25 protein-coding genes are annotated in these 25,944 nt (G+C 61.7%); 15 read left to right on the top strand and 10 right to left on the bottom strand.

The window, feature by feature from the left end; translation table 11 throughout:
• The first annotated feature begins 31 nt into the window (after positions 1–31).
• The 3 genes from HFK74_RS14795 to HFK74_RS14785 all read left to right on the top strand — a co-directional run bounded on the left by HFK74_RS14795 (position 32) and on the right by HFK74_RS14785 (position 2,597).
• Entirely contained in the window at positions 32–388 is a 357-nt protein-coding gene (locus HFK74_RS14795) for a MerR family transcriptional regulator (protein ID WP_180204150.1), read from the top strand.
• An 18-nt stretch (positions 389–406) separates the two neighbouring features.
• Positions 407–1,090 carry an SDR family oxidoreductase gene (locus tag HFK74_RS14790; protein ID WP_180204134.1) on the top strand — a complete coding sequence of 228 codons (684 nt, stop codon included), beginning with the start codon at positions 407–409 and terminating at the stop codon, positions 1,088–1,090.
• A 148-nt stretch (positions 1,091–1,238) separates the two neighbouring features.
• Positions 1,239–2,597 carry an 8-oxoguanine deaminase gene (locus HFK74_RS14785; protein WP_180204133.1) on the top strand — a complete coding sequence of 453 codons (1,359 nt, stop codon included), beginning with the start codon at positions 1,239–1,241 and terminating at the stop codon, positions 2,595–2,597.
• Between the two features lie 29 nt (positions 2,598–2,626).
• On the opposite strand, the gene HFK74_RS14780 is transcribed toward HFK74_RS14785, so the two are convergent.
• Entirely contained in the window at positions 2,627–3,718 is a 1,092-nt protein-coding gene (locus HFK74_RS14780; RefSeq protein WP_180204132.1) for a calcium:proton antiporter, read from the bottom strand.
• A gap of 286 nt (positions 3,719–4,004) precedes the next feature.
• Between HFK74_RS14780 and HFK74_RS14775 the strand changes: the two genes are divergently transcribed.
• From HFK74_RS14775 to HFK74_RS14765, 3 genes are all read left to right on the top strand, one after another.
• The gene (locus HFK74_RS14775) at positions 4,005–5,078 is read left to right on the top strand and encodes a BMP family ABC transporter substrate-binding protein (RefSeq protein WP_180204131.1); all 1,074 of its coding nucleotides are present in this window, start codon (positions 4,005–4,007) and stop codon (positions 5,076–5,078) included.
• 139 nt (positions 5,079–5,217) lie between these two features.
• Positions 5,218–6,186 (top strand): 2-oxoglutarate and iron-dependent oxygenase domain-containing protein, encoded by a 969-nt coding sequence (locus HFK74_RS14770; protein WP_180204130.1) that lies wholly within the window; start codon positions 5,218–5,220, stop codon positions 6,184–6,186.
• A gap of 78 nt (positions 6,187–6,264) precedes the next feature.
• A complete protein-coding gene (locus HFK74_RS14765; RefSeq protein WP_020796340.1) occupies positions 6,265–7,218 on the top strand; it encodes an adenosine deaminase in 954 nt (317 codons plus the stop codon).
• Positions 7,219–7,328: 110 nt separating this feature from the next.
• Here HFK74_RS14765 and HFK74_RS14760 read toward each other — a convergent pair whose 3' ends face one another.
• Both HFK74_RS14760 and HFK74_RS14755 read right to left on the bottom strand, forming a co-directional pair.
• Positions 7,329–8,063 carry a helix-turn-helix transcriptional regulator gene (locus tag HFK74_RS14760; RefSeq protein ID WP_180204129.1) on the bottom strand — a complete coding sequence of 245 codons (735 nt, stop codon included), beginning with the start codon at positions 8,061–8,063 and terminating at the stop codon, positions 7,329–7,331.
• A 226-nt stretch (positions 8,064–8,289) separates the two neighbouring features.
• A complete protein-coding gene (locus HFK74_RS14755) occupies positions 8,290–9,219 on the bottom strand; it encodes a LysR family transcriptional regulator (protein WP_180204128.1) in 930 nt (309 codons plus the stop codon).
• Positions 9,220–9,345: 126 nt separating this feature from the next.
• Between HFK74_RS14755 and HFK74_RS14750 the strand changes: the two genes are divergently transcribed.
• Together HFK74_RS14750 and HFK74_RS14745 are read left to right on the top strand one after the other, a co-directional pair.
• Complete coding sequence (locus tag HFK74_RS14750; RefSeq protein WP_180204127.1) at positions 9,346–10,359, top strand: zinc-binding alcohol dehydrogenase family protein; 1,014 nt, start codon at positions 9,346–9,348, stop codon at positions 10,357–10,359.
• A gap of 144 nt (positions 10,360–10,503) precedes the next feature.
• The gene (locus HFK74_RS14745) at positions 10,504–10,674 is read left to right on the top strand and encodes a hypothetical protein (protein WP_008066222.1); all 171 of its coding nucleotides are present in this window, start codon (positions 10,504–10,506) and stop codon (positions 10,672–10,674) included.
• A gap of 8 nt (positions 10,675–10,682) precedes the next feature.
• Here the strand turns inward: HFK74_RS14745 and HFK74_RS14740 are convergent, their stop codons facing one another.
• Together HFK74_RS14740 and HFK74_RS14735 are read right to left on the bottom strand one after the other, a co-directional pair.
• Positions 10,683–11,879: a multidrug effflux MFS transporter gene (locus HFK74_RS14740; protein WP_180204126.1), complete on the bottom strand. Its 1,197-nt coding sequence runs from the start codon at positions 11,877–11,879 to the stop codon at positions 10,683–10,685.
• A 92-nt stretch (positions 11,880–11,971) separates the two neighbouring features.
• The gene (locus tag HFK74_RS14735) at positions 11,972–12,169 is read right to left on the bottom strand and encodes a heavy-metal-associated domain-containing protein (RefSeq protein WP_180204125.1); all 198 of its coding nucleotides are present in this window, start codon (positions 12,167–12,169) and stop codon (positions 11,972–11,974) included.
• A 159-nt stretch (positions 12,170–12,328) separates the two neighbouring features.
• On the opposite strand from HFK74_RS14735, the gene HFK74_RS14730 reads away from it, so the two are divergent.
• From HFK74_RS14730 to cueR, 3 genes are all read left to right on the top strand, one after another.
• Complete coding sequence (locus HFK74_RS14730) at positions 12,329–12,712, top strand: hypothetical protein (RefSeq protein ID WP_180204124.1); 384 nt, start codon at positions 12,329–12,331, stop codon at positions 12,710–12,712.
• 221 nt (positions 12,713–12,933) lie between these two features.
• Positions 12,934–15,327, top strand: coding sequence for a heavy metal translocating P-type ATPase (locus HFK74_RS14725; RefSeq protein ID WP_180204123.1), 2,394 nt, complete (start codon positions 12,934–12,936; stop codon positions 15,325–15,327).
• Positions 15,324–15,737 (top strand): Cu(I)-responsive transcriptional regulator, encoded by a 414-nt coding sequence (gene cueR / locus HFK74_RS14720; RefSeq protein WP_180204122.1) that lies wholly within the window; start codon positions 15,324–15,326, stop codon positions 15,735–15,737. The genes HFK74_RS14725 and cueR overlap by 4 nt, the downstream gene beginning before the upstream one ends.
• A 188-nt stretch (positions 15,738–15,925) precedes the next feature.
• Here the strand turns inward: cueR and HFK74_RS14715 are convergent, their stop codons facing one another.
• Entirely contained in the window at positions 15,926–16,819 is an 894-nt protein-coding gene (locus HFK74_RS14715; RefSeq protein WP_008066229.1) for a PA4780 family RIO1-like protein kinase, read from the bottom strand.
• A gap of 294 nt (positions 16,820–17,113) precedes the next feature.
• On the opposite strand from HFK74_RS14715, the gene HFK74_RS14710 reads away from it, so the two are divergent.
• Positions 17,114–19,060 (top strand): methyl-accepting chemotaxis protein, encoded by a 1,947-nt coding sequence (locus tag HFK74_RS14710; protein WP_180204121.1) that lies wholly within the window; start codon positions 17,114–17,116, stop codon positions 19,058–19,060.
• Positions 19,061–19,171: 111 nt separating this feature from the next.
• On the opposite strand, the gene HFK74_RS14705 is transcribed toward HFK74_RS14710, so the two are convergent.
• Positions 19,172–19,963: a helix-turn-helix transcriptional regulator gene (locus tag HFK74_RS14705; protein ID WP_180204120.1), complete on the bottom strand. Its 792-nt coding sequence runs from the start codon at positions 19,961–19,963 to the stop codon at positions 19,172–19,174.
• A gap of 170 nt (positions 19,964–20,133) precedes the next feature.
• The gene (locus tag HFK74_RS14700; RefSeq protein ID WP_180204119.1) at positions 20,134–21,411 is read right to left on the bottom strand and encodes an acetyl-CoA C-acetyltransferase; all 1,278 of its coding nucleotides are present in this window, start codon (positions 21,409–21,411) and stop codon (positions 20,134–20,136) included.
• Between the two features lie 119 nt (positions 21,412–21,530).
• On the opposite strand from HFK74_RS14700, the gene HFK74_RS14695 reads away from it, so the two are divergent.
• Positions 21,531–22,883 carry a 3-oxoacyl-ACP reductase gene (locus tag HFK74_RS14695; RefSeq protein ID WP_180204118.1) on the top strand — a complete coding sequence of 451 codons (1,353 nt, stop codon included), beginning with the start codon at positions 21,531–21,533 and terminating at the stop codon, positions 22,881–22,883.
• Positions 22,884–22,885: 2 nt separating this feature from the next.
• The gene (locus tag HFK74_RS14690; RefSeq protein WP_180204117.1) at positions 22,886–23,740 is read left to right on the top strand and encodes a MaoC family dehydratase; all 855 of its coding nucleotides are present in this window, start codon (positions 22,886–22,888) and stop codon (positions 23,738–23,740) included.
• 214 nt (positions 23,741–23,954) lie between these two features.
• Here HFK74_RS14690 and HFK74_RS14685 read toward each other — a convergent pair whose 3' ends face one another.
• Together HFK74_RS14685 and HFK74_RS14680 are read right to left on the bottom strand one after the other, a co-directional pair.
• Positions 23,955–24,368, bottom strand: coding sequence for a response regulator (locus tag HFK74_RS14685; protein ID WP_180204116.1), 414 nt, complete (start codon positions 24,366–24,368; stop codon positions 23,955–23,957).
• Positions 24,369–24,453: 85 nt separating this feature from the next.
• Complete coding sequence (locus HFK74_RS14680; protein ID WP_180204115.1) at positions 24,454–24,651, bottom strand: Flp family type IVb pilin; 198 nt, start codon at positions 24,649–24,651, stop codon at positions 24,454–24,456.
• Between the two features lie 328 nt (positions 24,652–24,979).
• Here HFK74_RS14680 and cpaB point away from each other — a divergent pair, with 328 nt between their 5' ends.
• Entirely contained in the window at positions 24,980–25,930 is a 951-nt protein-coding gene (gene cpaB / locus HFK74_RS14675) for a Flp pilus assembly protein CpaB (protein WP_180204114.1), read from the top strand.
• Positions 25,931–25,944 lie beyond the last annotated feature (14 nt).

Here is a 25,944-nt window from a genome sequence, read left to right as displayed (position 1 = left end):
TCCAAGGTCAAGCCCTCGAAGAGACGTGATGATGCGCATCGGTGAGTTAGCCCAGGCCAGCGCCGTCAGCCGCGACACGCTGCGATTCTATGAGCAGCGCGGATTGATCGCCGCACAACGCAGCGCCAATGGTTACCGCGACTATCCGGCCGACATGGTGCAACTGGTGCAGTACATCAAGACCGCTCAACGGCTGGGCTTTACCCTCGGTGAGATCGGTCACAGCGTCGGGGCCATCTGGCAGTCGCCCGATCCGGACAGTGCCGTCACACGATTGCTGCAAGACAAGCTCAAACTGATCGAAGCGCGCATGGCCGAACTGGGCGCATTGCGCGATGAGTTGCAACAACGGCTTGGACAAGCTTGTCCATTGAATCCACGTCCCTGAACTTCAAGGAAGCCACACATGTCCAGAACCGCACTGATCATCGGTGCCTCCCGCGGCCTTGGCCTCGGCCTGGTGAAAACCCTGCTTGCCGACGGCTGGCAAGTGACCGCCACCGTGCGCAATCCGCAAAACGCCGAGGCCCTGAAAGCATTGGGCCAGGTGCGGATCGAGAAACTCGACATGGACGATCAGCAAGCGGTGATCATGTTGAGTCAGCAACTCAAGGGCGAAGTGTTTGACCTGCTGTTCGTCAACGCCGGGGTAAAAGGCCCTGAGGTGCAGACGCCAGACGGTGGCGCGACCCTGGCCGAGGTCGGGCAACTTTTCTTCACCAACGCCGTGGCGCCGATCAACCTGGCGCAACGCTTCGTCGGGCAAATCCGCCCGGACGGCGGCGTGCTGGCCTTCATGAGTTCGGTATTGGGCAGCGTGACCATGCCTGACGCGCCGGAACTGGCGCTGTACAAGGCCAGCAAGGCTGCACTCAATTCCATGACCAACAGCTTCGTCACCCAGTTGGGCGAAACCAGCCTCACCGTGCTGTCGCTGCATCCGGGCTGGGTGAAAACCGACATGGGCGGTGAAGGCGCTGACATCGATGTGGACACCAGCACCCGCGGGCTGGTTGACCAGGTGAATGCGTATGCCGGCAAGGGCGGGCATCACTTCATCAACTACAGGGGTGAAACCATTCCCTGGTAACACCACCACACCTTTGTCGGGGAAGGCTTGCCCGCGAAGCCCTTTTGATCGACACTTCGCACCTCGCCTCCCCGGCGACCCTGGATCAGCAGACAGGGCAACACTGAGCTGGCAACCCTGAACCCAACTTTCAGAGGAGCCGGCCAACATGCCTGCGACCCGTACCTGGTTAAAAAATCCCCTCGCCATTTTCACGGCCAACGACCTCGATGCCCGTGGCGGCCTGGTGCTGCAAGACGGTGTGATCGTCGAAGTGCTTGGCCTCGGTCAACAGCCTTCCGCGCCGTGCAATGAAGTGTTCGACGCCCGCGAGCATGTGATCCTGCCGGGGCTGATCAACACCCACCATCATTTTTATCAAACCCTGACCCGTGCCTGGGCACCAGTGGTCAACCAGCCGTTGTTTCCGTGGCTGAAAACCCTGTACCCGGTCTGGGCACGCCTGACCCCGGAAAAACTCGCCCTGGCCACCAAAGTCGCGCTGGCCGAACTGCTGTTATCCGGTTGCACCACGGCCGCCGACCACCACTACCTGTTCCCCGAAGGCCTGGAGAATGCGATCGACGTACAGGTCGAAAGCGTACGCGAACTGGGCATGCGCGCCATGCTGACGCGCGGTTCCATGAGCCTGGGTGAAAAGGACGGTGGCCTGCCGCCGCAGCAAACCGTACAGGAAGGTGAAGTGATCCTGGCCGATAGCCAGCGCTTGATCGCCGAGTACCACGAACGGGGCGAAGGTGCGCAAATCCAGATCGCCCTGGCGCCTTGCTCTCCTTTCTCCGTCACCCCGCAAATCATGTCCGCCAGCGCCGAACTGGCGAACAAACTCGACGTGCGCCTGCACACGCACCTGGCCGAAACCCTCGACGAAGAAGATTTCTGCCTGCAGCGCTTTGGCCTGCGCACCGTCGATTATCTGGACAGCGTCGGCTGGCTCGGTCCGCGTACCTGGCTGGCACACGGCATCCACTTCAACCCGGATGAAATCGCCCGCCTCGGCGCCGCCGGCACCGGCATTTGCCATTGCCCAAGCTCGAACATGCGCCTGGCTTCCGGTATTTGCCCAACCATCGAGCTGACCGATGCCGGCGCGCTGCTCGGTCTTGGCGTGGACGGTTCTGCCTCCAACGATGCGTCGAACATGATGCTCGAAACCCGCCAGGCGTTGTACATCCAGCGTCTGCGCTACGGCGCCGAGAAGATCACTCCGGAGCGCGTCCTGGGCTGGGCGACCAAGGGCTCGGCCAGTTTGCTCGGACGCAGCGACATCGGTGAAATTGCGGTGGGCAAGCAGGCTGACCTGGCGCTGTTCAAACTCGACGAGCTGCGTTTCTCCGGCAGCCACGATCCGGTATCGGCGCTGCTGTTGTGTGGCGCAGACCGTGCGGACCGGGTGATGGTTGGCGGCAAGTGGCGAGTGATCGACGGGCAGGTCGAGGGCTTGGATCTGAAGGGGTTAATTGCCGATCACAGCCAGGCGGCTCGGCAGCTGATCGCGGGCGTCTGATCGGACGCCTTCGCGGGCAAGCCACGCTCCTACAGGCCCAGCAGCGACAACATGATGAACGTCGCAAACAGCACAAAGTGAGTCATCCCTTCGATGGCGTTGGTTTCGCCATCGTTGAGGTTGATCGCACTGACGATCAGGGTGATGAAGATCATCACGGTCTGCACCGGGGTCATGGCCATCTGGAACGGCTGCCCGGTGTAGAGCGCCATCGCCTCCATCACCGGCACCGTCAGGATCACCGTCGACAGTGACGCGCCCAAGGCGATGTTGACCACCGACTGCATGCGGTTGGCCAGCGCCGCGCGCAATGCCGTCAGAATCTCTGGTGCGGCCGAGATGGCCGCCACCAGGATCGCCGTGATCACCGGCGGTGCGCCCGTCCCTTCCAGCCCCAGGTCAAGGGTCTTGGACATCACTTCGGCCAAGGCGCCGATCACCACCACACCGAACACCAGGATGCCGATCGACAACGACAGGCTGATGGGTGCCGGCTCCTGCTCCAGCGGTTCCTTCTTGCGGCGTTTTTCCGGATAGCTGTAGCTGAAAAAGTAACTGTGCGGCCCGACCTGCATCCGCAGGAACAAGGCGTAAAGCACCACCATCGCGCCAATGGTGAACGCCGAATAGAGCTTCCAGTCGCCTTCGGGAATGAACTCCGGCACCACCATCGACACGCCCATGGCGGTCAGGATCATCACGCTGTAGCTGCGCGCCGAATCGTCATTGTAGGACTGTTCGCCATGCTTGAGCCCGCCCATCAACGCCGCCAGGCCGAGGATGCCGTTGATGTCGAGCATGACGGCTGAGTAAATCGTGTCGCGCACCAGCGTGGCCGACGCTTCGTTGCTCATCATGATCGCCAGGATCACCACTTCCACCAGCACGGCGGCCAGGGTCAGGATCATCGTGCCGTAGGGGTCGCCGACCTTTTCCGCGAGCAGTTCGGCCTGATGGGCGACACGCATGGAGGCAGCGACGATGAATGCGATCAACACCAGGCCGCCAGCCAGCGCGACTGCCTGGCCGCTGTGCAGCAACCAGTGCTCCAGCGGGAACGCGACGAGGGCAGCGATCAAGGCCAGCAGCAGAAAGGTTTCTTGCTTGAGGACGGTGAGCATGTCGGGCCTTTTGCCGTGGAGGAGCGATATGCGACTGACTGCAGCGCGGCGCTAACGTTTCGTTTCACCTTAGCGCACCAGTGGATGGCAGCCGGTTCGAGTCATGCACTTTTATTGGCCGTGCTGGCCTCTTCGCGGGCAAGCCTCGCTCCTACGGTTCGGCGCCGCTCTTGTAGGAGCGAGGCTTGCCCGCGAAGGGCGCGCTGCGGTTTAAGGTCGTTTGTTGTCCTGTTGGTCAGCAATTTGCATTGCCCCTGCCAACCACAACAAAAGGGAGTTCGAATTCATGCAAATACGTCCACTGCACAAACTGCTGTGCGCCGCCATCGGCCTCGGGATCAGCCTGAGCGCCTCTGCCGCTGACCCACTGAAAGTAGGCTTCGTCTACATTGGCCCGATCGGCGACCACGGCTGGACGTATCAGCATGAACAGGGACGCAAGGCACTCGCGGAGAAACTCGGCGACCGGATCACCACCAACTATGTGGAAAACGTTGCCGAAGGCGCCGACGCCGAACGAGTCATCCGCAACATGGCCAAGGACAAGTACGACCTGATCTTCACGACCTCGTTCGGCTACATGAACCCGACACTCAAGGTCGCCAAGCAGTTTCCCAATGTGACGTTCGAACACGCCACCGGCTACAAGCAGGACAAGAACCTGGGCACCTACCTGGCGCGCACTTATGAAGGTCGCTACGTCGGCGGTTTCCTCGCGGCGAAGATGACCAGGAGCAAAAAGATCGGCTACGTCGCCTCGTTCCCGATCCCGGAAGTGATCCGCGACATCAACGCCATTCAACTGGCCCTGAACAAGTACAACCCCGGCACCGAAATCAAAGTGGTGTGGGTCAACTCCTGGTTCGATCCGGGCAAGGAAGCCGATGCCGCCAACGCGCTGATCGACCAGGGCGTGGACGTGGTGTTCCAGCACACCGACAGCCCGGCGCCGATCCAGGCCGCTGAACGTCGCGGCGTGTATGCAGTGGGCTACGCTTCGGACATGGCGCACTTCGGCCCCAAGGCGGTGCTGACCTCCATCGTCAACGACTGGGCACCGCATTACCTGCAAGCGACCCAAAGCGTGATCGACCACAGCTGGAAAACCCAGGATTACTGGGGTGGCCTGAAGGAAGGCACCGTTGAACTGCCCATCAGCGACCTGGTGCCGGCGGCGGTGAAAACCGAAGCCGAGCAGATCATCGCCGACATCAAGAGCGGCGCGCTGCAGCCGTTTACCGGGCCGATCAAGGACCAGGCCGGGGTCGAGAAAATCCCCGCGGGGGTGAGCGCGACGAACACGGAACTGGCATCGATGAATTATTACGTGGAAGGCATGAAGGCTGACATGCCGAAGTAATCCAGTCCACACAAAGCCTGTAGGAGCTGGCTTGCCAGCGAAGAGGCGATCAAATTCAACATCAATGCTGGATGATATTACGCCTTCGCTGGCAAGCCAGCTCCTACAAGGGCATTTTCGTCTACAACAGGTCAGCAGAATGAACCAACTTCCGATCATAGACATCGCCCCGCTATACCGTGATGACTCATCCGCCTGGCAATCCATCGCCACACAAATCGACCATGCCTGCCGCGAATGGGGCTTTTTCTATATCAAGGGTCACCCGATTTCCGCCGCGCGCATTGATGCCGTGCTCGACAGCGCCCAGCGTTTCTTCGCCCTACCCACCGCCGAAAAACTCAAGATCGACATCACCCAAACCCGCCATCATCGCGGCTATGGCGCCATCGCCACCGAACAACTCGATCCGAGCAAACCCAGCGACCTGAAAGAAACCTTCGACATGGGCCTGCACCTGCCGCTCGACCATCCCGATGTGCTCGCGGAAAAACCGTTGCGCGGTCCCAACCGCCATCCATCGCTGCCGGGTTGGGAGGCCTTGATGGAGCAGCACTACGTCGACATGCAGGCGCTCGCGCAAACCTTGTTGCGGGCAATGACAATGGCGCTCGGCATCGAGCGGGACTTTTTCGACACGCGCTTTCGTGAGCCGGTCAGCGTATTGCGGATGATTCACTACCCGCCGCGTCACACCGCCAGCTCCCGGGAGCAGCAAGGCGCCGGAGCCCATACCGACTACGGCTGCATCACCCTGCTCTACCAGGATGCCGCCGGTGGCTTGCAGGTCAGGAACATAAAAGGCGAATGGATCGATGCCCCGCCGATCGAAGGGACGTTCGTGGTCAACCTCGGTGACATGATGGCGCGCTGGAGCAACGACCGTTACCTGTCGACGCCGCACCGGGTGATCAGCCCGTTGGGCGTGGATCGTTATTCGATGCCATTCTTTGCCGAGCCGCACCCCGATACCCGCATCGAATGCCTGCCCGGATGTCAGGATAAGCTGCAGGCGGCGAAGTACCCGGCCACCACTTGCGCCCAGTTCCTGCTCTCTCGCTTCGCCGATACCTACGCTTATCGACGGGAACAGGAGGCGACGCAATGAACCGCCTGGTCAGGTTTTAGCAATGACTGCAGTGAGCATCTGTAGAATGGCGCCATTGCACCTGATGAGAACAGAATTATGTACGACTGGCTGAACGCCCTGCCCAAGGCAGAACTGCACCTGCACCTGGAAGGCTCGCTGGAACCTGAACTGCTGTTTGCCCTGGCCGAACGCAACAAGATCGCCCTGCCGTGGAGCGATGTCGAAACCCTGCGCAAGGCCTACGCCTTCAATAACCTGCAGGAATTCCTCGACCTGTACTACCAGGGCGCCGACGTGCTGCGCACCTCCCAGGATTTCTACGACCTGACCTGGGCCTATCTGTTGCGCTGCAAGGCGCAGAACGTGATTCACACCGAACCGTTCTTCGACCCGCAGACCCACACCGACCGTGGCATTCCATTCGAAGTGGTGCTCAACGGCATCGCGGCTGCGTTGAAAGATGGTGAGCAGCAACTGGGTATCACCAGCGGTTTGATCCTGAGTTTCCTGCGCCACTTGAGCGAAGAGCAGGCGCAGAAAACCCTCGACCAGGCGCTGCCGTTCCGCGATGCGTTTGTCGCCGTGGGTCTGGACAGCTCCGAGATGGGGCACCCACCGAGCAAGTTCCAGCGCGTGTTCGATCGCGCCCGTGGCGAAGGTTTCCTGACGGTCGCCCACGCCGGTGAAGAAGGCCCGCCCGAGTACATCTGGGAAGCCCTCGACCTGCTGAAAATCCAGCGCATCGACCATGGCGTGCGTGCCATCGAAGATGAACGCTTGATGCAGCGCATCATCGACGAGCAGATTCCGCTGACCGTGTGCCCACTGTCCAACACCAAGCTCTGTGTGTTCGATCACATGTCGCAGCACAATATTCTCGACATGCTCGAACGTGGCGTGAAAGTGACCGTGAACTCCGATGACCCGGCGTACTTCGGCGGTTACGTCACGGAAAACTTCCATGCCTTGTATACCGATCTGGGCATGACCCAGGACCAGGCCAAACGCCTGGCGCAGAACAGCCTGGATGCCCGGTTGGTAAAACCCTGATAGAGGTTTTTGTAGGAGCTGCGATGCGGCGACCCGACTTGCCAGCGAAGAGGCCATCACTATCAACATCGATGTTGACAGTCAGCCCGCCTTCGCTGGCAAGCCAGCTCCTACAACGCCATTTCCAGCTCGGTTTGCTTGGCGAAACGGTGAATTTCTTTCTGCCCGGCGGCGGTAAGCTGCAGGGCACGAGAATCCACGGGCAAGCTCAACCAACCGGACTGCATGAACAGCTGCAGCAACGCCGCGCCCAGGGCTCCGCCCAGGTGCGGGCGTCTTTCGCTCCAGTCGGGACACGCACAGGCAACCTTGCCGTTGCGATGGGCCAGCGCCTGAATGAACACACCGCGTGACGCCAACTGTGTCGAACCCTTGAGTGTGACCGTGACCCGTTGATCGAACTGTTCAATCCAGCCCGCCTCCAGCAGGCGCTGGTACAGATCGGCGGCCAGGGTGCCCCCCAGATGGTCGTCACAAAGCCGTGCGCGCAACAACGATGAACCCCTCGGCTGAGGTTTGGCCAAGGGGGCGGTGCGTTTGAAGATGTCGGGGATATCCTGCGGTGTGCTGGCCAGCGTGGCACTGGCCAGGGCTTCGATCGCGACACCGACTTCGGGCGCCGTCAGGCGAAAGAAGCGCTTTCGCCCACGGGCTTCTACTTTCAACAGGCCTCCGGCCAACAACCGCCCCAGGTGTGCACTGGCCGAAGACGGTGACAGGCCGGCCATCAAGGCCAACTCTTCGGTATGTCGCGCCGAACCGTCCATCAAGGCCCACATCATTGCGCTGCGCTTCGGGTCAGCCAGCAACGTGGCTATCTGGCTGATGCAAGGTGCATGTTCCATGTACTCACTCCCTGTTGAATCGTATCGTCCTGCTGCTCAGAGATATCTTGACCCGTCATGTGCCGTCGGCCAAACGTGGAAACTGCCATAAACCGGGCTCGCCCTTTGGATCGACGGTGCGTTCACGAGGCAAGCGTAAGTATAGGCCGGTTGACCGCCAGATCCTGCCCTCTGCAAACCGCCGATGCTGATAGTTCCTGAGGGAAATTTCGCTTTTTGCCTGCGACTAATGATCGATTCTTGATAAGCCTGGAAAATGACTACTCAAGCCGGCGCATCGGCTGGCAAGCATTTCCCGCAGAAGGTTCACCGGCTTGCTCAATTGTGCGCGGTGGGCGCACAACAGATTCAGCGGTGCGCGCTCACAGAGCAGTTCCGGCATCAACACTTTCAAGCGTCCCGCGAGCACATCGGCGGCCACGTCGAGCCAGGATTTGTAGGCGATTCCGGCCCCAGCCAGGGCCCACAAGCGCACGACATCGGCATCGTCACTGAAACGATCACCACTGACAGTCAGGCCGACCTCACGCTTGCCGTCATGAAAACTCCAGTGGTCGTGCACCCGGCTGCCCAGCATGAACAGCAGGCAATTGTGTTGGGCCAGTTGCTCCAGTTGGCGCGGCTCGCCACGCCGGGCGAGATAGTCGGGTGCGGCACACAGCACGCGACGATTGTGCGGGGCGATGGGCAGCGCCACCAGGCTGGAATCTTCCGGCTCGCCGTAGCGCAGGGCGATGTCCACTGGCTGGCGGAACAGATCGGCGATGCGGTCGCCCAGCAGCAGGCGCACGGTCAGCTTCGGGTGCTCGCGCTGAAACTCGTCCAGCCAGGGCAACAGCAGGTTGCGACCAAAGTCCGACGGTGCCGACAGCTGCAGGACGCCGCTGACCTGATCCTGGCCACTGGCCAACAAACGCCGGCCTTCGTCGAGATGACTCAAGGCCGCCCGGGCGTACTCTAGAAAACCTTCGCCTTCAGCAGTCAGGCGCAGGCTGCGGGTCGAGCGGGCCAGCAGCCGGGCACCCAGCTGCTGCTCGATGCGCTTCAACGCCGCGCTCGCCACCGCCGCCGACATGTCCATGCCCCGTGCGGCCGCAGACAGGCTGCCCAGGTCCGCCGCCCGGACAAACAACTGCAAATCATCGAATCGCAGCATGTGAAGCCTTTATTATCAAAAAAACATTGAAAGAGACTGCTGTTTTAGCGGGTTTTATCTTGCATAGAAATAGCCAATCATCCGCCCCATCGAATCTTTCTTCAGATAGCTATTTGGGAGTCTTCCATGAAAGCCGTTGCCTATTACGCCTCGCTGCCGATCAGCGATGAAAACGCCCTGCAAGACATCGAACTGCCAGAGCCGGTCGCTGGTCCCCGTGACCTGCTGGTGGAAGTCAAGGCCATCTCGGTCAACCCGGTGGACACCAAGGTCCGTCAGAACGTCCAGCCTGAAGCCGGTGTGGCCAAAGTGCTGGGCTGGGACGTAGCCGGCGTGGTCAAGTCGGTTGGCAGTGAAGTGACGCTGTTCAAGGCCGGCGACAAGGTCTTCTACGCCGGCTCCATCGCCCGCGCCGGGGGTAACAGCGAGTTGCACGTGGTGGATGAACGAATCGTCGGCCATATGCCGAAAACCCTGGGTTTCGCTGAAGCCGCTGCCCTGCCGTTGACCGCCATTACCGCGTGGGAGCTGCTTTTCGAGCGCCTGCAGGTGCGCGAAGGCAAGACCGATGAAGGCCAGAGCCTGCTGATCGTCGGTGCGGCCGGTGGCGTCGGCTCGATCCTCACGCAACTGGCCAAACAGCTCACGGGCCTGAACGTGATTGGTACCGCTTCGCGCCCGCAAACCCAAAGCTGGGTGAAGGCGCTGGGGGCCGATCAGGTGATCGACCACAGCCAGCCTCTAAGCCAGGGCCTCAAACAGGCCGGCATCGATCAGGTGACCCATGTCGCCAGCCTGACCCAGACCGATCATCACCTGGATCAACTGGTCGAGGCGTTGGCACCGCAAGGCAAGCTGGCCCTGATCGACGACCCGAAAACCCTCGACGTGACCAAGCTCAAGCGCAAGAGCCTGTCGCTGCACTGGGAGTTCATGTACACCCGCTCACTGTTCGAAACCGCGGACATGATCGAACAGCACAAACTGCTCAACCGGGTCGCCGAGCTGATCGACGCCGGCACGCTCAAAACCACGGTTGGCGAACACTTCGGCACCATCAATGCGGCAAACCTGCGGCGTGCCCATGCACTGCTGGAAAGCGGAAAATCCAAGGGCAAGATTGTGCTGGAAGGGTTTTAAGCGTCTGCAGGAGCGGCCCTCGGACTGCGATGTTTTTTGTTACAAACCGTCAGTCCGAGAGTTGTGCCTTGTCACAATAGCGTTCGTATTCAGGACTACAATCGAAGCCTCTGCGAGACAATCTTTTACTTGAGGAGGTCAGTAATGAAGATCCTGATAAAAGAATTGGCAAAGTCCCAGTGGCAGGTCCGCCTGGATCAACATGCCGTCACCTTCCGCAGCGAAGCCGAAGCCCGCGCCTTCACCAATACCCTTGAAGCGCGATTACACGCCCCGCACCAGATACCCGACCGCCAACAGCGCGCTGTTGGCTGAGTCCGCCCTCAAACCTGGGCTTGCACCAGCGCCCGGGCATTCTGCAAACGCCGGGTGAGCAGCGCCGCGCTCACCACCAGAATCCCGCACAGGCTGATGACCATGGCCATCGGCATGGCGCTGCCGTCGTGCAAGACACCGACCAGCGCCGCGGCGCCTGCCGCGACACTGAATTGCAGGCATCCGAGCATGGCCGAGGCACTGCCGGCGCGGGCGCCCTGGCCGTTCATCGCGCAGGCCGAGGCGTTGGGCAGGATGCAACCGAGGCTGGCGATGCAGACGAACAACGGAATCAGCAACGGCCACAGCTGTGCGGTGTGCAGCGCACTGACGGCGAGCAACGCCAGGCCGGCACCGAGGTAAATCCACACGGTGCGAGTCAGCAGGAACGCCGGACCACGCTTGGCCAACAGTCGCGCATTGACTTGGGCCACCAGGATGAACCCCGCCGCGTTGGCACCGAAGAACCAGCCAAAATGTTCGGCCGGGACGCCATACAGCTTGATGAAGATGAACGGCGACCCGGCGATGTAGGAAAACATGCCGGCGATGGCGATACCGCCCGTCAAGGCATGGCCGAGGTACACCGGGTCCTTGAGCAAACGTGCGTACTGACGCAACGCCCCGGCCAAGGGTTGACGGGGCAAATGGGCGGGCATGCTTTCCGGCAAGCCCAATGCCACGGCCAGGCCTGCCAAGGCGCTGAAACCGGTGAGTGCCAGGAAGATCGACTGCCAACCGGTGGTGTTGACCAGCAAGCCGCCGAGCATCGGTGCAAGAATCGGCGCCAGGCCCATCACCAGCATCAATTGCGAAAAGACTTTCGCCGAGCCCACCGCATCGCATTTATCGCTGACCACCGCCCGCGAGATCACCATCCCTGCGCAACCGCCCAGTGCCTGGATGAACCGCGCGCCGATCAGCCAGTCCAGGTTCGGCGCATACGCGCACGCCAACGACGCGGCGGTAAACAGCCCGACGCCGATCAACAACGGAATGCGTCGCCCGAAACGGTCAGCCACCGGGCCGTAGGCCAGTTGACCAATGGACAAGCCGAGGAAATACGCGGCCAACGTCAGCTGAACGTGTTTTTCGTCGGTGCCGAAGGCGAGCGCCATCGCCGGGAACGCCGGCAGATAGAAATCGATCGCCAGCGGACCGAAAGCGCTCAAGGCGCCAAGAATCAGGATTGTGCGAAAATTCATCAGGCATCCCATGGGACAGAAGTCGGCAGGCCGACAGTCTAGCCGCGCATGGACGCCTTGAACATTAAGTTAGCTCGCTAACTATTAAAAAGTCAGGCCAGCTGCACGCGGTAGCCTTCTTCACTGATGAGCTTGATCACTTGCTCGGCGCTCAATGCACTCTCGACCCCGACTTCCCTGGCTGCCAGGTCGACCCGCACACTCGCCGCCGGGTCCCTGGCCTGCACAGCCTGGGTGATCGCCTTGACGCAGTGACCGCAGGACATGCCTTCAACGTTGAACACTTGCATGGATGACTCCTTCAATGTGGCATTTGGATGAGGTGAACTACAGTCTCGAGCTTGCCACCATGGCAAGGTCAAGTTCTGAAGTGAACTGCCGGGCTGGCAATCGGCTTCGCGCTCGGCCAAGCTGCGTTCATCTACGACTTGATCCCAGGAGATTCAGCCATGCGCTGGTCAGCTTTCAGCCTGTTTGGCCTGCTCAGCCTTTTCACCGCCACAACCCCGGTCAATGCCGCCGGGGAGGATTATGGCGTGCTGATCATTTCCCGCGAGCGCCTGGAAGTCGCCACCAGCTGCGAGATCGGCGTGTACATCCAGGACCAGTTGGCGGCGCGGCTGTTCCAGGAGCAAAGCACTTCGTTCAACTTGCCGCCAGGCAATGTGTCGCTGCGCCTGAAGCTGCTGCCGGGCCAGGCACCGGGGTGCAACCCGGGCATGCTGGCGCCGGGTTCGCAGGACATTCAGCTCAAGGCCGGTGACGTGTTGAAGTACCGGATTGCGATGACGCAGGACGGGATGTATCTCAAGCGTGCCGGCCTCGGCTACTGATCGGTACCGACCTGTAGGAGCGAGGCTTGCCCGCGAAGAACGATAACGCGGTGCAGCAGGTAAACCGCGGCGTCTGGTTCGCCGGCAAGCCTGGCTCCTACAAAAGCACAGAACGATAACGCGGTGCGGCGGGTACACCCCAGCAATATCGATCTTTGCGCTTGACCTTGCCAGCATGGCAAGGTTGATCCTGTAGGCATCTTCTACAGGGAGCGTGACCGATGTCCGAATCCACTACTTTCGATCTGCCGATTGCCGGCATGACCTGCGCCAGCTGCGCCGGGCGTGTCGAGCGCGCCTTGAGCAAAGTCATCGGCGCCAGTGCCGTCAGCGTCAACCTGGCCACCGAGCAGGCCAGGGTTCAAGCGCCGGCCGACAGCCTGCCGGCCTTGATGGAGGCGGTGCAAAAAGCCGGATACAGCGTGCCGCAGCAGCGTTTGGAATTGAGCATCGACGGCATGACGTGCGCCTCCTGCGCCGGCCGGGTCGAACGGGCTCTGAGCAAGGTGCCGGGGGTCAAGAGCGTCAGCGTCAACCTGGCCAATGAACGCGCCCATCTTGAGCTGCTCGGGCAGGTCGATCCACAAGCCCTGATCGGCGCCGTGACCAGGGCCGGTTACGCCGCCAGCGTCTGGCAAGACGATCAGCCACACATCGACACGCAGCAAACCCGACTGCACCGCGAGCGCTGGGCCTTGATCGCGGCCATGACCCTCGCCTTGCCGCTGGTCTTGCCGATGTTGCTGCAACCGTTCGGCGTGCACTGGATGCTCCCGGCCTGGGCGCAGTTCGCCTTGGCCACGCCGGTGCAATTCATCTTCGGCGCGCGGTTCTATGTGGCCGCCTGGAAAGCCGTGCGTGCCGGTGCTGGCAATATGGACCTGCTGGTCGCGCTGGGCACCAGCGCCGGTTATGGCTTGAGTGTCTACGAATGGGCTACCGCCGCCGGGCGCATGCCGCACCTGTACTTCGAAGCCTCGGCCGTGGTGATTGCCCTGGTGTTGTTGGGCAAGTACCTGGAAAGCCGCGCCAAGCGCCAGACCGCCAGCGCCATTCGCGCCCTGGAAGCGCTGCGCCCGGAGCGGGCGATCCAGGTGGTCGACGGCCGCGAGCAGGAGGTCGCCATCAGCGCCCTGCGCCTCAATGACCTGGTGCTGGTCAAACCCGGCGAACGCTTTCCGGTGGACGGTGAAGTGGTCGACGGCCAGAGCCATGCCGACGAAGCGTTGATCAGCGGCGAGAGCCTGCCGGTGCCCAAGCAACCCGGCGATCAAGTCACCGGCGGCGCGATCAATGGTGAAGGCCGGTTGCTGGTGCGTACCCTGGCACTCGGCGCGGAAACGGTGCTGGCGCGCATCATTCGCCTGGTTGAGGACGCTCAGGCGGCCAAGGCACCGATCCAGAAACTGGTGGATAAAGTCAGCCAGGTCTTCGTGCCGGTGGTCCTGCTGCTGGCACTTGCGACCTTGATCGGCTGGTGGCTGTATGGCGCGCCGCTGGAAGCCGCGCTGATCAATGCCGTGGCTGTGCTGGTGATCGCCTGCCCTTGCGCACTGGGCCTGGCCACGCCGACGGCGATCATGGCCGGCACCGGGGTGGCGGCGCGTCATGGAATCCTGATCAAGGACGCCGAAGCACTGGAACGCGCCCATGAAGTCAGTTCGGTGGTGTTCGACAAAACCGGCACCCTGACCTCTGGCGCCCCACGCATCGCCCACTTGAGTACCGTCGAGGGTGACGAAAGCACCCTGCTGCAACTGGCCGGCGCCTTGCAACGCGGCAGTGAGCATCCGCTGGCCAAGGCAGTGCTGGACGAGTGCGCACAACGCGGCCTGACCGTGGCCGATGTCAGCGACAGCCAGTCCCTGACGGGGCGCGGCATTGCAGGCAGCCTTGATGGTCGTCGGCTGGCGCTGGGTAATCGGCGTCTACTGGAAGAAAGCGGATTGGGCGCAGGTGAATTGGCCGATTCGGCAACGGCCTGGGAAACCGAAGGCCGGACCCTGTCCTGGTTGATCGAGCAAAGCCCTGTACCGCGAGTACTGGGATTGTTCGCCTTTGGTGACACGCTCAAGCCTGGCGCGCTGCAAGCCGTGCAACAACTCAGCGCACGCCATATCAGCAGTCACCTGCTGACCGGCGACAACCGTGGCAGCGCCAAAGTGGTCGCCGATGCACTGGGCATCAAGGACGTGCACGCCGAGGTGCTGCCGGCGGACAAAGCCGCCGAAGTCGCCATGCTGAAGAAAACCGGTGTGGTGGCGATGGTCGGCGACGGCATCAACGATGCGCCGGCACTGGCCGCGGCGGATATCGGCATCGCCATGGGGGGCGGCACCGACGTGGCCATGCACGCCGCCGGGATCACCCTGATGCGCGGCGATCCGCGATTGGTGCCCGCGGCGCTGGAGATCAGCCGCAAGACCTACGCGAAGATCCGGCAGAACCTGTTCTGGGCCTTCGTCTATAACCTGATCGGCATACCCCTGGCGGCCTTCGGTTTCCTCAACCCGGTGCTCGCCGGTGCGGCCATGGCGTTGTCGAGTGTGAGCGTGGTGAGCAATGCGCTACTGTTGAAAACCTGGAAACCCGAGGATCTGGAGGACAACCGATGAACATCGGCCAAGCAGCCCGCCACAGCGGCCTGAGTGCGAAGATGATTCGTTATTACGAGTCCATCGGCCTGCTCAAGGCGGCCCATCGCACCGACAGCGGTTACCGGGTGTACAGCGATGACGACCTGCATACGCTGGCGTTCATCAAGCGGTCCCGGGACCTGGGGTTTTCCCTGGAAGAGGTCGGCAAGCTGCTGACCCTCTGGCAGGACCGCCAGCGTGCCAGTGCCGATGTGAAGGCGCTGGCCCGGCAGCATATCGATGAGTTGAACCAGAAGATTCGTGAGCTGGGACAACTGCGCGATACGTTGCAGGACCTGGTCGAGCATTGTCAGGGGGATCATCGACCGGATTGTCCGATTCTGAAGAATCTTGAGTCGGGGTGTTGTGCAGAGCCGCCGAATATTTAAGCTTCCATCCCACACCGTATCGCGCACGATCGTTCCCACGCTCTGCGTGGGAATGCATCCCGTGACGCTCTGCGTCACATTCAGAAGCGGAACGCGGAGCGTCCCTGGCGGCATTCCCACGCAGAGCGTGGGAACGATCAACTGCACCCACAAAAAACCCGGCCGAAGCCGGGTTTTTGATTAACCGATCACTGCATCCAGGGCGGAGGCGGTTCTTCGGTTTTGCCCGGTGGCGCATCGTCCGCGGCACGCGCCGCTTGCTTGCGCTCTTCATCCAGGCGTGCGGCCTCGATCTCGCGCATGATGCCGCCGACGTCAGCCAGCTCTTCCGGCTCGTCGAATTCGCCGGTCAGGACGCTGGCCGGGTGCAAAGTACCCGCCTCGTACAAGGCCCACATCTCCTTGGCGTAGCGGGTCTTTTTCAACTCTGGCGCAAACCGTCCGAAATAGGACGCCATGTTGCCCACATCCCGCTCCAGCATGCTGAACGCGTGGTTGTTACCCGCCGCGTCAACCGCTTGCGGCAAGTCGATGATCACCGGGCCGGTCGGGGTCAACAGCACGTTGAACTCGGACAGGTCACCGTGCACCAGGCCGGTACACAGCATCAGCACGATCTGCGAAATCAGGAACGCGTGGTATTCGCGCGCCTGATCCGGCTCCAGTACCACGTCATTCAGGCGCGGAGCCGCATCGCCGTACTCATCGGCCACCAGCTCCATGAGCAGCACGCCCTCAAGGAAGTCATACGGCTTGGGGACCCGCACACCGGCATTGGCCAGGCGGAACAACGCCGCCACTTCGGCATTCTGCCAAGCGTCTTCGGTTTCCTTGCGGCCAAACTTGGAGCCCTTGGCCATGGCCCGGGCCTGGCGGCTGTTGCGCACCTTGCGGCCTTCCTGATACTCGGCCGCCTGACGAAAACTGCGTTTATTCGCCTCCTTGTAGACTTTCGCGCAACGTAACTGGTTGCCGCAGCGCACCACATAAACAGCTGCTTCTTTACCACTCATGAGTGGGCGCAGCACCTCGTCGACCAGACCGTCCTCGATCAGGGGTTCAATGCGTTTTGGAGTCTTCATCAGCTTTTATTGTGGGTCCTTTATTACCAAACACGCGAAAGTCATTCGTTATACGGCAATCCATCCATTCGGGGGAGGGGGTGCCGACGTACCGTTCGGGTGATTTTTCAAAACAGCCCTCAATTTCCGCAGGCAACAGCCGAAGTCCTAAGTGACAAAGTGATTTGTCCGACAATCGTTTTTACAACAATAACGATGCCGCACCCAGGGAACCGGGATCAACAACGTTTACGGCTGCCAATAAACCGCGAGTCATCTGCACTGCGTGGGCCTACAAGAAAATCTGGAGCGCGGATGAACATCAAACAGAAACTGACCTGGGCGTTTGCAATCATCGCCTGCTTGCCGGTGGTACTGGTCGCCACCCTCGTCGTACTGAACTTGCGCAGTGATGCCAAGGACGAATTCGTCGACAACAGCGGTCGCGAGATCCGTCAGGTCAGCAATGCCATGCAACTGTTCTTCGACGGCATCAGCCAGAACGTCGAGTACCTGGCCCGGCAACCGCTGATCACCAACTCCGACGACAGCCTCAAGACCTACATGAACGCCAACGCCGCCAGCATTCCCCAGGGCGAAATGGACAAGAAAGTCTTCGGCTTCCTGCAGGACCTGGGCAACGCCCATCCGTCTTACGCCTACGCCATCCTCGGCACCGCGGCCGGTGGTTATGTGTCGTGGCCGGACGACGCCAAACTGGCCAACTACGACCCGCGCCAGCGCCCCTGGTACAAGGCAGCCCAGGCCAAACCGGGCAAGCCGTTCCGTACCGAAGCCTATTACTGGGCCGAAAACGATACGTCCTACGTCAGTACCGTACGCACCATCGACAACAAGCTGGGCACCAACGGCGGCGTGGTCAGCATCGACGTGTCGCTCAAGCAGCTCACCGAACTGGTCAAGCAGATCAAGCTCGGCGAAACCGGCTACCTGATGCTGCTGGAAAACTCCGGCACCGTACTGGTCGATCCGAAGCAACCGGAACACAACTTCAAGGCCCTGGGCAGCCTCGGCGAAGGTTATGCGCAACTGGCCAAGGCCGGCAAAGGCCTGGTCGAAGTCGAACTCAATGGCGAGCGCTACATGGCCAACGTCTGGCCGTCCGAGCAACTGGGCTGGACCTTCATCGGCCTGATCAAGCAGAGCGATGTGATGAGCACCGCCACCCAACTGACCTGGTTGATCGCCATCATCGCCGCGGTACTGGCGGTCATCTTCGCCGTCGTCGGCGCCAGTTTCGCCAGCGTCATCGTGCGGCCGATCCGCAGCGTGGCCGATGGCCTGGAAGGCATTGCCCAGGGTGAAGGCGACCTGACCAAGAGCCTGCAAATCCGCGGCAGCGACGAAACCGCGCAACTGGCCAACTGGTTCAACCAGTTCCTGGCCGCGATTCGCAACCTGATCCAGAGCATTGGTGGCGCCGCGACCAGCATCCTGGCCACGTCCAAGAGCTCGACCCAGGTCTCCAGCGACATGGCCGAAGCCGCTGGACGCCAGCGTGAAGCGGTGGACATGGTGTCCACGGCATTCCACGAAATGGTCGCCACCGCCAACGAAGTGGCGCGCTCCTGCAGCCAGGCGGCCGAGTCCGCCGACAGCGGCCAGCGCCAGGCCCGCGAAGGCCAGCAACAGATTGACGCGGCTGTCAGCAGCGTCGATCGCCTGAGCCAGGAAATCGAACAGTCGGCCCAGTCGATGCAACAGCTCGAGCGCGACAGCAATGACATCCAGTCGATCCTGGGGACCATTCGCTCGATCGCCGAGCAGACCAACCTGCTGGCGCTGAACGCGGCCATCGAAGCGGCGCGGGCCGGTGAACAGGGTCGTGGTTTTGCGGTGGTGGCCGATGAAGTGCGGGCACTGGCCAAGCGCACGGCCGATTCCACCGCGGAAATCGACGGGCTGCTGGGCAACCTGGCCAAGCGCACCAGCCAGGTGACCCAGCAGATGCATGCGAGCCTTGAGGTGTCCCAGCAATCGGTGACGCGCATCGGCGAAGCGCGCAACAGCTTCGGGCAGATCCGCGAGTCGGTGGACGTGATCCGCGACATGAACACCCAGATTGCCACGGCGGCGGAGCAACAGCATCAGGTGGCCGAAGACATCAACCGGCACATCAGCCAGATCCATGGCGATGCACAATTGGTGGCCGAACTGGCGAACTCGGCGCGGCTGGATTCCCAGAGCCTGGCCGGGTTGTCGAATGAGCTGGATGGGTTGGTGCGACGGTTCCGTACCTAAGGTGATCGTTCCCACGCTCTGCGTGGGAATGCAGCCCGGGACGCTCCGCGTCCCTGTCGAAGCAGACGCGGAGCGTCCATTGAGGCATTCCCACGCAGAGCGTGGGAACGATCAGTGTCGGAACAATTCTCCCGGGGTAAACCCGAACAGGCTCTTGAACGCCGCAATAAACGCCGACGTCGATTCATACCCACAGGCCAGCGCGGCATTGGTCACGCTGTCGCCCTCCTCCAGCAGACTCAACGACGACAGCAAGCGCATACGCTGGCGCCAGCCACGAAAACTCAACCCGGTTTCCCGCTGGAACAGGCGCATCAGGGTTTTCTCCGAGGTACCCAGGCGCTCGGCCCATTCGTGCAAGGTCACATAGCGCTCGGGGTTTTCGATCAGCTCGTTGCACAACCCCAGCAACCGTTCATGGCGGGGCAACGGCAGGGAAAACCCGACTTCCGGCAACGTCGCCAACTGGTCGAGCAGTACACTCACCAGCCGCGCTTGCGGGCTGTCGCCCTGTGGATATTCAACTGGCAGCAGGCAAAAACTCTTGATCAGCTCCCGGGCCAGCGGCGTCACTTCCAGTACCCGACAACGCCCGTCCGCCCACCCGCACTCTTCGCGACGCACATACAGGCTACGCATCTCGGCGCGCATCGAGGTCACGACCTGATGATCGAGATCCGCCGGAATCCAGATGCCCCACTGGGGTGGCGCGAAGAAACTGCCCTCGGCGGTGTGCACACCGAGCACGCCACTGATGGCATAGGAAAACTGCACCCAATCGTGTCGATGGGACGGCGTCCACGAGCCGGCATTGAGGCTCTCCACCCGGGCGTACAGCGGACGCGGCAGTGTTATGAGGGGCGGGATGCTGCGTTCGAGGGAGATTTGTCCATTGGTCGGCATTGAATGGCCTTATGTTGCGGGACGGCTGATGAGCCGACGCTAAGCCATGTCACAAATCTATTCAACACCGACACCCCTTGTAGGAGCTGGCTTGCCAGCGAAGGCGTCCTTGAATTCTACGCTGGTCTCCAGGACGCCTTCGCCGGCAAGCCGGGCTCCTACAAATATCGTTAACGTTCGATGATGGCGGTCACCCCCTGACCACCCGCAGCGCAGATCGAGATAAGCCCACGCCCCTTCCCCGCCGCATCCAGCAACTTCGCCAGGTTGGCAACAATGCGCCCACCCGTGGCGGCAAACGGATGCCCCGCCGCCAGCGAGCTGCCTTTGACATTCAGCCGGCTGCGGTCGATCGAGCCCAGCGGCGCGTCGAGTCCGAGGCGGGTTTTGCAGTACTCGGGGTCTTCCCAGGCCTTCAAGGTGCAGAGCACCTGCGCGGCGAAGGCTTCATGGATTTCGTAGTAATCGAAATCCTGCAGGGTCAGGCCATTGCGCGCCAGCAACCGCGGCACGGCATATACCGGCGCCATCAACAGCCCCTCGGCGCCGTTGACGAAATCCACCGCCGCTGCCTCGCCATCGCGCAGGTAGGCCAGGATTGGCAAGCCACGCGCCTTCGCCCACTCTTCACTGCCCAGCAGTACCAGCGAGGCGCCATCGGTCAGCGGCGTGGAGTTGCCGGGGGTCAGGGTGCCTTTTGCGCTTTTGTCGAAAACGGGTTTGAGCGAGGCGAGTTTTTCCAGGGTCAGGTCCGGGCGCAAATTGTTGTCGCGGGTGAGGCCGAGAAACGGCGTCATCAAGTCGTTCTGCCAACCTTCGGCGTAGGACGCGGCCAGTTTCTGATGGCTCTCGAGCGCAAATTGATCCTGCTCTTCACGGGCAATGTTCCAGGTCTGCGCCATCAGCTCGCAATGCTCGCCCATGGACATTCCGGTGCGCGGCTCGCCATTGCGCGGGAACTCGGGAATCAAATGCCGGGGGCGCAACTGCAGGAAGGGCTTGAGTTTTTCAATGGTCGTGTTGGCGCGATAGGCTTGCAGCAGAATCTTGCGCAACCCGTCGCTGACACTGATCGGCGCGTCCGAGGTGGTGTCGACGCCACCGGCGATGGCGCAATCGATCTGGCCCAGGGCAATTTTGTTCGCCACCAGCAACGCAGCTTCCAGCCCGGTGCCACAAGCCTGCTGGATGTCATAGCCCGGGGTAGCAGGCGACAGCCGCGAACCGAGTACACACTCGCGTGTGAGGGCCATGTCCCGCGGTAACTTGAGGACGGCCCCGGTGACCACTTCGCCAATGCGCAGGCCATGCAGGTTGTAGCGTTCGATCAAGCCTTCGAGCGTGGCGGTGAGCATGGCCTGGTTACTGGCGGTGGCGTACGGCCCGTTGGAGCGAGCGAAGGGTATCCGGTTACCGCCGATGATCGCGACGCGACGCAGCTGAGTCATGAAAAGCTTCCTATTCTTTGAAGGCCACTACCCGCAAGCGTAGGCCTTTTCCAGTGAATCGAACGACTGATTGCCATTCATGGTCCACACTTTGAACCTCATCTGCTGGAGCGCGTTCCATGTCCGACCGCTATATCGACTTCGCCAATTCGTCCATCGGCCATCGACTGGTCGGGGCCTTGGGCCTGCCTTCACCGGTACGCCTGGAACGCTGGCAAGCGGGCCGATTGCGCCCTGTCGAAGGCGCTTTGCTGATTGGCGGCGGACCACTGGCGGAAAAGGTCAGCGCCTTCGCCAACCGCCTGACAGACGCGATCTACACCTACGGCACCGAACCCTCGATGGCGACCGCGTGGATTCCCGGACACGGCCCAAAACTCAAGGCCGTGGTGTTCGATGCCAGTGACCTGGTGCAGGCCGGCCAGCTCAAGCAGCTGCGCGAGTTCTTCCAGCCACTGATGAAAAATCTCGACCACAGCGCGCACCTGGTGATCCTGGGGCGCGATCCGCGGACCTTGAGTGACCCGTTCGCCGCCAGCACCCAGCGCGCCCTCGAAGGTTTCAGTCGCTCGCTGGCAAAGGAGCTGCGCAGCGGAGGCACCTTGCAGCTGATCCATGTGGGCGAGGGTGCCGAGGATCAACTGGAAGGACCGCTGCGGTTTTTCCTCTCACCCAAAAGCGCCTTCGTGTCCGGGCAAGTGATTGGCCTTGCGGCCTGCGCCACTCAGGTGGCGGACTGGACGCGCCCGCTGGCCGGGCGCAAGGCGCTGGTCACCGGCGCTGCGCGGGGCATCGGCGCGGCCATCGCCGAAACCCTGGCCCGTGACGGTGCCGAGGTCATCCTGCTCGACGTGCCCCCCGCCAGGACAGATCTCGACGCCCTCGCCGCACGCCTCGGCGGGCGTGGCATCACCCTGGACATCTGCGCCGAGAATGCCGCCACCGAGTTGGTGGAACAGTTGCCCGAAGGCATCGACATCGTGGTGCACAACGCCGGCATCACCCGGGACAAAACCCTGGCCAACATGACCCCGGAGTTCTGGGACGCGGTGCTCGCGGTCAACCTCAATGCTCCGCAAGTGCTGACCAAGGCCCTGCTCGACAGTGGCACCCTGCGCGACGATGGCCGGGTGGTCCTGCTGGCGTCGATCAGCGGCATCGCCGGCAATCGCGGACAAACCAACTATGCGGCGAGCAAGGCCGGCCTGATTGGCCTGGCACAGGCGTGGGCGCCGCTGTTGCATGTGCGGGGCATCAGCATCAATGCCGTGGCGCCGGGTTTCATCGAAACCCAGATGACCGCACACATTCCCTTCGGCCTGCGTGAAGCCGGACGACGCATGAGCTCATTGGGCCAGGGTGGCCTGCCGCAAGACGTCGCCGAAGCCGTGGCCTGGCTCGCGCAACCGGGCACGGGCGCGTTCACAGGGCAAGCATTGCGTGTCTGCGGGCAAAGCGTGCTGGGGGCCTAGGCATGATCATCGACTGGCACACTCTCAATCGCGAACCCAGCCTGCCGGGGCTGTATGTGCAGGCCGCGACGCGACGCAAAATCACCGGTACCACCCTGCCCGATTCGGGTTTGCGCTGCTGGCTCGATGTCGATCCAAAGCGCCTGGCGGCCTATCGCAAGGTCTGCGGTTTCGCCGACAACAGCCTGCTGCCACCCACCTATCCGCACATCCTTGCATTCGCCTTGCAGATGCAATTGCTCACCGCCCGGGGCTTTCCATTTCCGCTGCTGGGGCTGATTCACCTGAGCAATCGCATCCGCGTGCTGCGGCCCATGGGCGGGGTCCATCGAGTGCGGGCCAGCGTGTGCGTGGAGAACCTGCAACCCCATGCGAAGGGTGCGACATTCGATCTGGTGACCACGCTGGATGATCAATTGGGAACGCTCTGGGAGGCGCAAAGCCAGATGTTGTGCCGAGGGGTGAAGCTTGAGGGCGAGCCCGTCGAGGAGGTGCTGACCTCGACACTGGCACTGACGCAAGTCGCCCAATGGAAAGCGCCCGCGGACATCGGCCGGCGGTACGCCAAGGTATCGGGCGACTACAACCCGATTCACCTGAGTGCGGCCAGCGCCCGGATGTTCGGTTTTCCCTCGGCGATTGCCCATGGACTATGGAACAAGGCCCGCACCCTGGCCGCCCTCGCCGAGCATCTGCCGGCCGCGAATATCGAGATCGCAGTGCAATTCAAAAAGCCGGTGCGCCTGCCCAGCGAGGTGACATTACTGGCGAGCGCCGCAGGTTCAAGTGGGGATCTGCAACTGGTCGGAGTCGGTGACCTGGAGCACATGGTGGGCCATTGGCGGCCGATTGCCTGAAACAAATCGGACGGCATACACCGTCTTGTAGGAGCCCGGCTTGCCGGCGAAGGCGTCCTTGAGTTCTGCACAGGTCTCTAGGACGCCTTCGCTTTGTAGGAGTCCGGCTTGCCGGCGAAGGCGTCCTTGAACTCTCCGTTGGTCTTTCGGACGCCTTCGCCGGCAAGCCTGGCTCCTACAAGGTCCTCACCCGACCGTTCCGACACCGAAGAATTCAGCGCCTCGCAAACTCCCCCAACGGCTGCGGGAACAGGTTATTTAGCGTCTCCAGCAACCGCACGTGATAGATCGGCTTGCGAAACAGGTCCAGCACCTGCAACCGCAACATGTCACTGACATCCTCCATGTCGGCATGCCCGGACATCACGATCACCGGCAAATGCTGGCGCGCCGTATGCTCGCGCAAGCGCTTGATCAACGACATGCCACTCTCCTCCGGCATGCGCAGGTCGGTGATGACCAGCGCGATATCCGGATTGCGCGTCAGATGCTGCAGCGCCAGCTTGACCGAGGTCGCGGTGAAACAATTGAAACCCTCACCCTCCAGCAACTCCGCCAACTCAAGCAACGCATCCTCCTCGTCATCGACCAGGAGCAGTTGTTGGCGCGGCAGTGCGGGAGCGTTCATAGGCAACACCTGGAATAGACTAAGCGCTGACATTAGAACCCGCCTTATGCATTAGCAAGTTACCGATGTGCGTTCTCGTATTCACTCACATGGTGTCCCTGATTTTTTCGAAAACCGCCTTAACATTGTTTCCTATATCCGTACCCAAAGTTGCAATCACCACCGCAACCATGGCGGCTACGATGGCGTACTCGATACCCGAAGCCCCCTCGGTATCCTTGGCCAGCCCTTTGTAAAAAGCGATTTCGGATTTGACCTTCTGGATCAGCTTGGCGAAAGACATGACGTTCTCCTTGAGGACACCGAGTGTTGCACCGACGCAACATGATTCCCCTGTGCCAGCACCAGCATTGTCGGCATTCCCCCGCCAAACAACTGTAAAAACGCATTAACACGAAAGTATTAATCGGTTCGTTGACGTCAAAAAACCTTTGATTTGAGCTGAACTTCGATTTTTCGTTAGAAATTTCCTGCCGAGTAATGGCGTTTTGCTCTAGCTGCGCTACCGTCCAATAGCGAAATAGTTCCATGTTCATAGCTGCCTGATTGCGTAGTTGTCTCGTTGCGGAAAACGAGTTCTTTGTGCAGCAGGAAAGAAAGGAAGCGCCGTCATGAACAGTCGTGTCATCCTTGGTCTAGCGGGGCTGTCTCTGGCGGGCGCGGTCATTGCCGGCTACTGGGGCTTCACCTTGACCCGTGATCCGACCGCCACGCCTCTCGCGCAAGCCGCGATCGCCCCTTCGACACCCACCAGCGCCGCACCGGTTGCCCAACCAGAAGAGGACACGCGCCAACCGATCGTGGTGTTGCTGCATGACATCGCGCCGTTCGTGCAAATCACCGCCGCCGATGTGGCCCTGGAAAAACTGCGGACCGTCCCGGCCGGCAGCCTGACCCGACTCGATCAAGCCATTGGCCGTACGCCCTGGCGCGCCCTGACCGCCGGTAGCTGGCTCAACGACGAGAGCTTTGAAGGCGGCGGCAAGCTGGCGCGGATGATCCGGCCTGATGAGCGAGCGCTTGCCGTGGCCGTGGATGAAGTGATCAATGCCGGAGGGCAACTGACCCCCGGGGACTATGTCGATGTGCTGCTGTTCCTGCGCATGGACGCCAACAACATCCAGGCCTCGGCCCAGCTTGCGGTCCCGGCCTTGCGCGTACTGGGGGTGGGCGAGCAATTGGGCCTGACCAACGATGGCCAGCCCACCAGCCCGGCCCATGGCAACGATGAAAAACTCCGGCAGGAGCAACAGCGCGCCAGTGCCCGCACCGTGCTGCTCGCCGTCCCCGAACCCCTGGTGAGCCGCTTGATGCTCGCAGCGCAGGCCGGTGTGTTGCGCCTGGCCGTGCGCAGCGCCGAGGAAAAACGCCTGGCGCGTTACTGGGCCGGTGAACGCGATTCTACGGCCAACATCGCCAACGCCAATCGCGACTTGATCCAGTTCAACCAGCTAGCCATGACCGCGCCGCCCAGGCCTATGGTCGCCAGTAGCGCAGCCGCGCCTCGCCGGTCGGGTGTGGAAGTCATCCGCGGCAACGAAACCACGCAAAAGTCCCCCTGAATCGAGCAAGGAAA

Origin of the sequence: Pseudomonas sp. SbOxS1, assembly GCF_013416725.1 — a bacterium.
In the GTDB taxonomy this organism is placed as follows: Bacteria; Pseudomonadota; Gammaproteobacteria; order Pseudomonadales; family Pseudomonadaceae; genus Aquipseudomonas.
The sequence above is the reverse complement of the archived record's forward strand: the minus strand, read 5'-3'. Positions and strand labels throughout refer to the sequence as shown.

Excerpts from the sequence above, each read along its gene's own strand:
- HFK74_RS14795 (WP_180204150.1), top strand. The coding sequence starts at position 32 with ATGCGCATCGGTGAGTTAGCCCAGGCCAGCGCCGTCAGCCGCGACACG.
- HFK74_RS14790 (WP_180204134.1), top strand. The coding sequence starts at position 407 with ATGTCCAGAACCGCACTGATCATCGGTGCCTCCCGCGGCCTTGGCCTC.
- HFK74_RS14785 (WP_180204133.1), top strand. The coding sequence starts at position 1,239 with ATGCCTGCGACCCGTACCTGGTTAAAAAATCCCCTCGCCATTTTCACG.
- HFK74_RS14780 (WP_180204132.1), bottom strand. The coding sequence starts at position 3,718 with ATGCTCACCGTCCTCAAGCAAGAAACCTTTCTGCTGCTGGCCTTGATC.
- HFK74_RS14775 (WP_180204131.1), top strand. The coding sequence starts at position 4,005 with ATGCAAATACGTCCACTGCACAAACTGCTGTGCGCCGCCATCGGCCTC.
- HFK74_RS14770 (WP_180204130.1), top strand. The coding sequence starts at position 5,218 with ATGAACCAACTTCCGATCATAGACATCGCCCCGCTATACCGTGATGAC.
- HFK74_RS14765 (WP_020796340.1), top strand. The coding sequence starts at position 6,265 with ATGTACGACTGGCTGAACGCCCTGCCCAAGGCAGAACTGCACCTGCAC.
- HFK74_RS14760 (WP_180204129.1), bottom strand. The coding sequence starts at position 8,063 with ATGGAACATGCACCTTGCATCAGCCAGATAGCCACGTTGCTGGCTGAC.
- HFK74_RS14755 (WP_180204128.1), bottom strand. The coding sequence starts at position 9,219 with ATGCTGCGATTCGATGATTTGCAGTTGTTTGTCCGGGCGGCGGACCTG.
- HFK74_RS14750 (WP_180204127.1), top strand. The coding sequence starts at position 9,346 with ATGAAAGCCGTTGCCTATTACGCCTCGCTGCCGATCAGCGATGAAAAC.
- HFK74_RS14745 (WP_008066222.1), top strand. The coding sequence starts at position 10,504 with ATGAAGATCCTGATAAAAGAATTGGCAAAGTCCCAGTGGCAGGTCCGC.
- HFK74_RS14740 (WP_180204126.1), bottom strand. The coding sequence starts at position 11,879 with ATGAATTTTCGCACAATCCTGATTCTTGGCGCCTTGAGCGCTTTCGGT.
- HFK74_RS14735 (WP_180204125.1), bottom strand. The coding sequence starts at position 12,169 with ATGCAAGTGTTCAACGTTGAAGGCATGTCCTGCGGTCACTGCGTCAAG.
- HFK74_RS14730 (WP_180204124.1), top strand. The coding sequence starts at position 12,329 with ATGCGCTGGTCAGCTTTCAGCCTGTTTGGCCTGCTCAGCCTTTTCACC.
- HFK74_RS14725 (WP_180204123.1), top strand. The coding sequence starts at position 12,934 with ATGTCCGAATCCACTACTTTCGATCTGCCGATTGCCGGCATGACCTGC.
- cueR (WP_180204122.1), top strand. The coding sequence starts at position 15,324 with ATGAACATCGGCCAAGCAGCCCGCCACAGCGGCCTGAGTGCGAAGATG.
- HFK74_RS14715 (WP_008066229.1), bottom strand. The coding sequence starts at position 16,819 with ATGAAGACTCCAAAACGCATTGAACCCCTGATCGAGGACGGTCTGGTC.
- HFK74_RS14710 (WP_180204121.1), top strand. The coding sequence starts at position 17,114 with ATGAACATCAAACAGAAACTGACCTGGGCGTTTGCAATCATCGCCTGC.
- HFK74_RS14705 (WP_180204120.1), bottom strand. The coding sequence starts at position 19,963 with ATGCCGACCAATGGACAAATCTCCCTCGAACGCAGCATCCCGCCCCTC.
- HFK74_RS14700 (WP_180204119.1), bottom strand. The coding sequence starts at position 21,411 with ATGACTCAGCTGCGTCGCGTCGCGATCATCGGCGGTAACCGGATACCC.
- HFK74_RS14695 (WP_180204118.1), top strand. The coding sequence starts at position 21,531 with ATGTCCGACCGCTATATCGACTTCGCCAATTCGTCCATCGGCCATCGA.
- HFK74_RS14690 (WP_180204117.1), top strand. The coding sequence starts at position 22,886 with ATGATCATCGACTGGCACACTCTCAATCGCGAACCCAGCCTGCCGGGG.
- HFK74_RS14685 (WP_180204116.1), bottom strand. The coding sequence starts at position 24,368 with ATGAACGCTCCCGCACTGCCGCGCCAACAACTGCTCCTGGTCGATGAC.
- HFK74_RS14680 (WP_180204115.1), bottom strand. The coding sequence starts at position 24,651 with ATGTCTTTCGCCAAGCTGATCCAGAAGGTCAAATCCGAAATCGCTTTT.
- cpaB (WP_180204114.1), top strand. The coding sequence starts at position 24,980 with ATGAACAGTCGTGTCATCCTTGGTCTAGCGGGGCTGTCTCTGGCGGGC.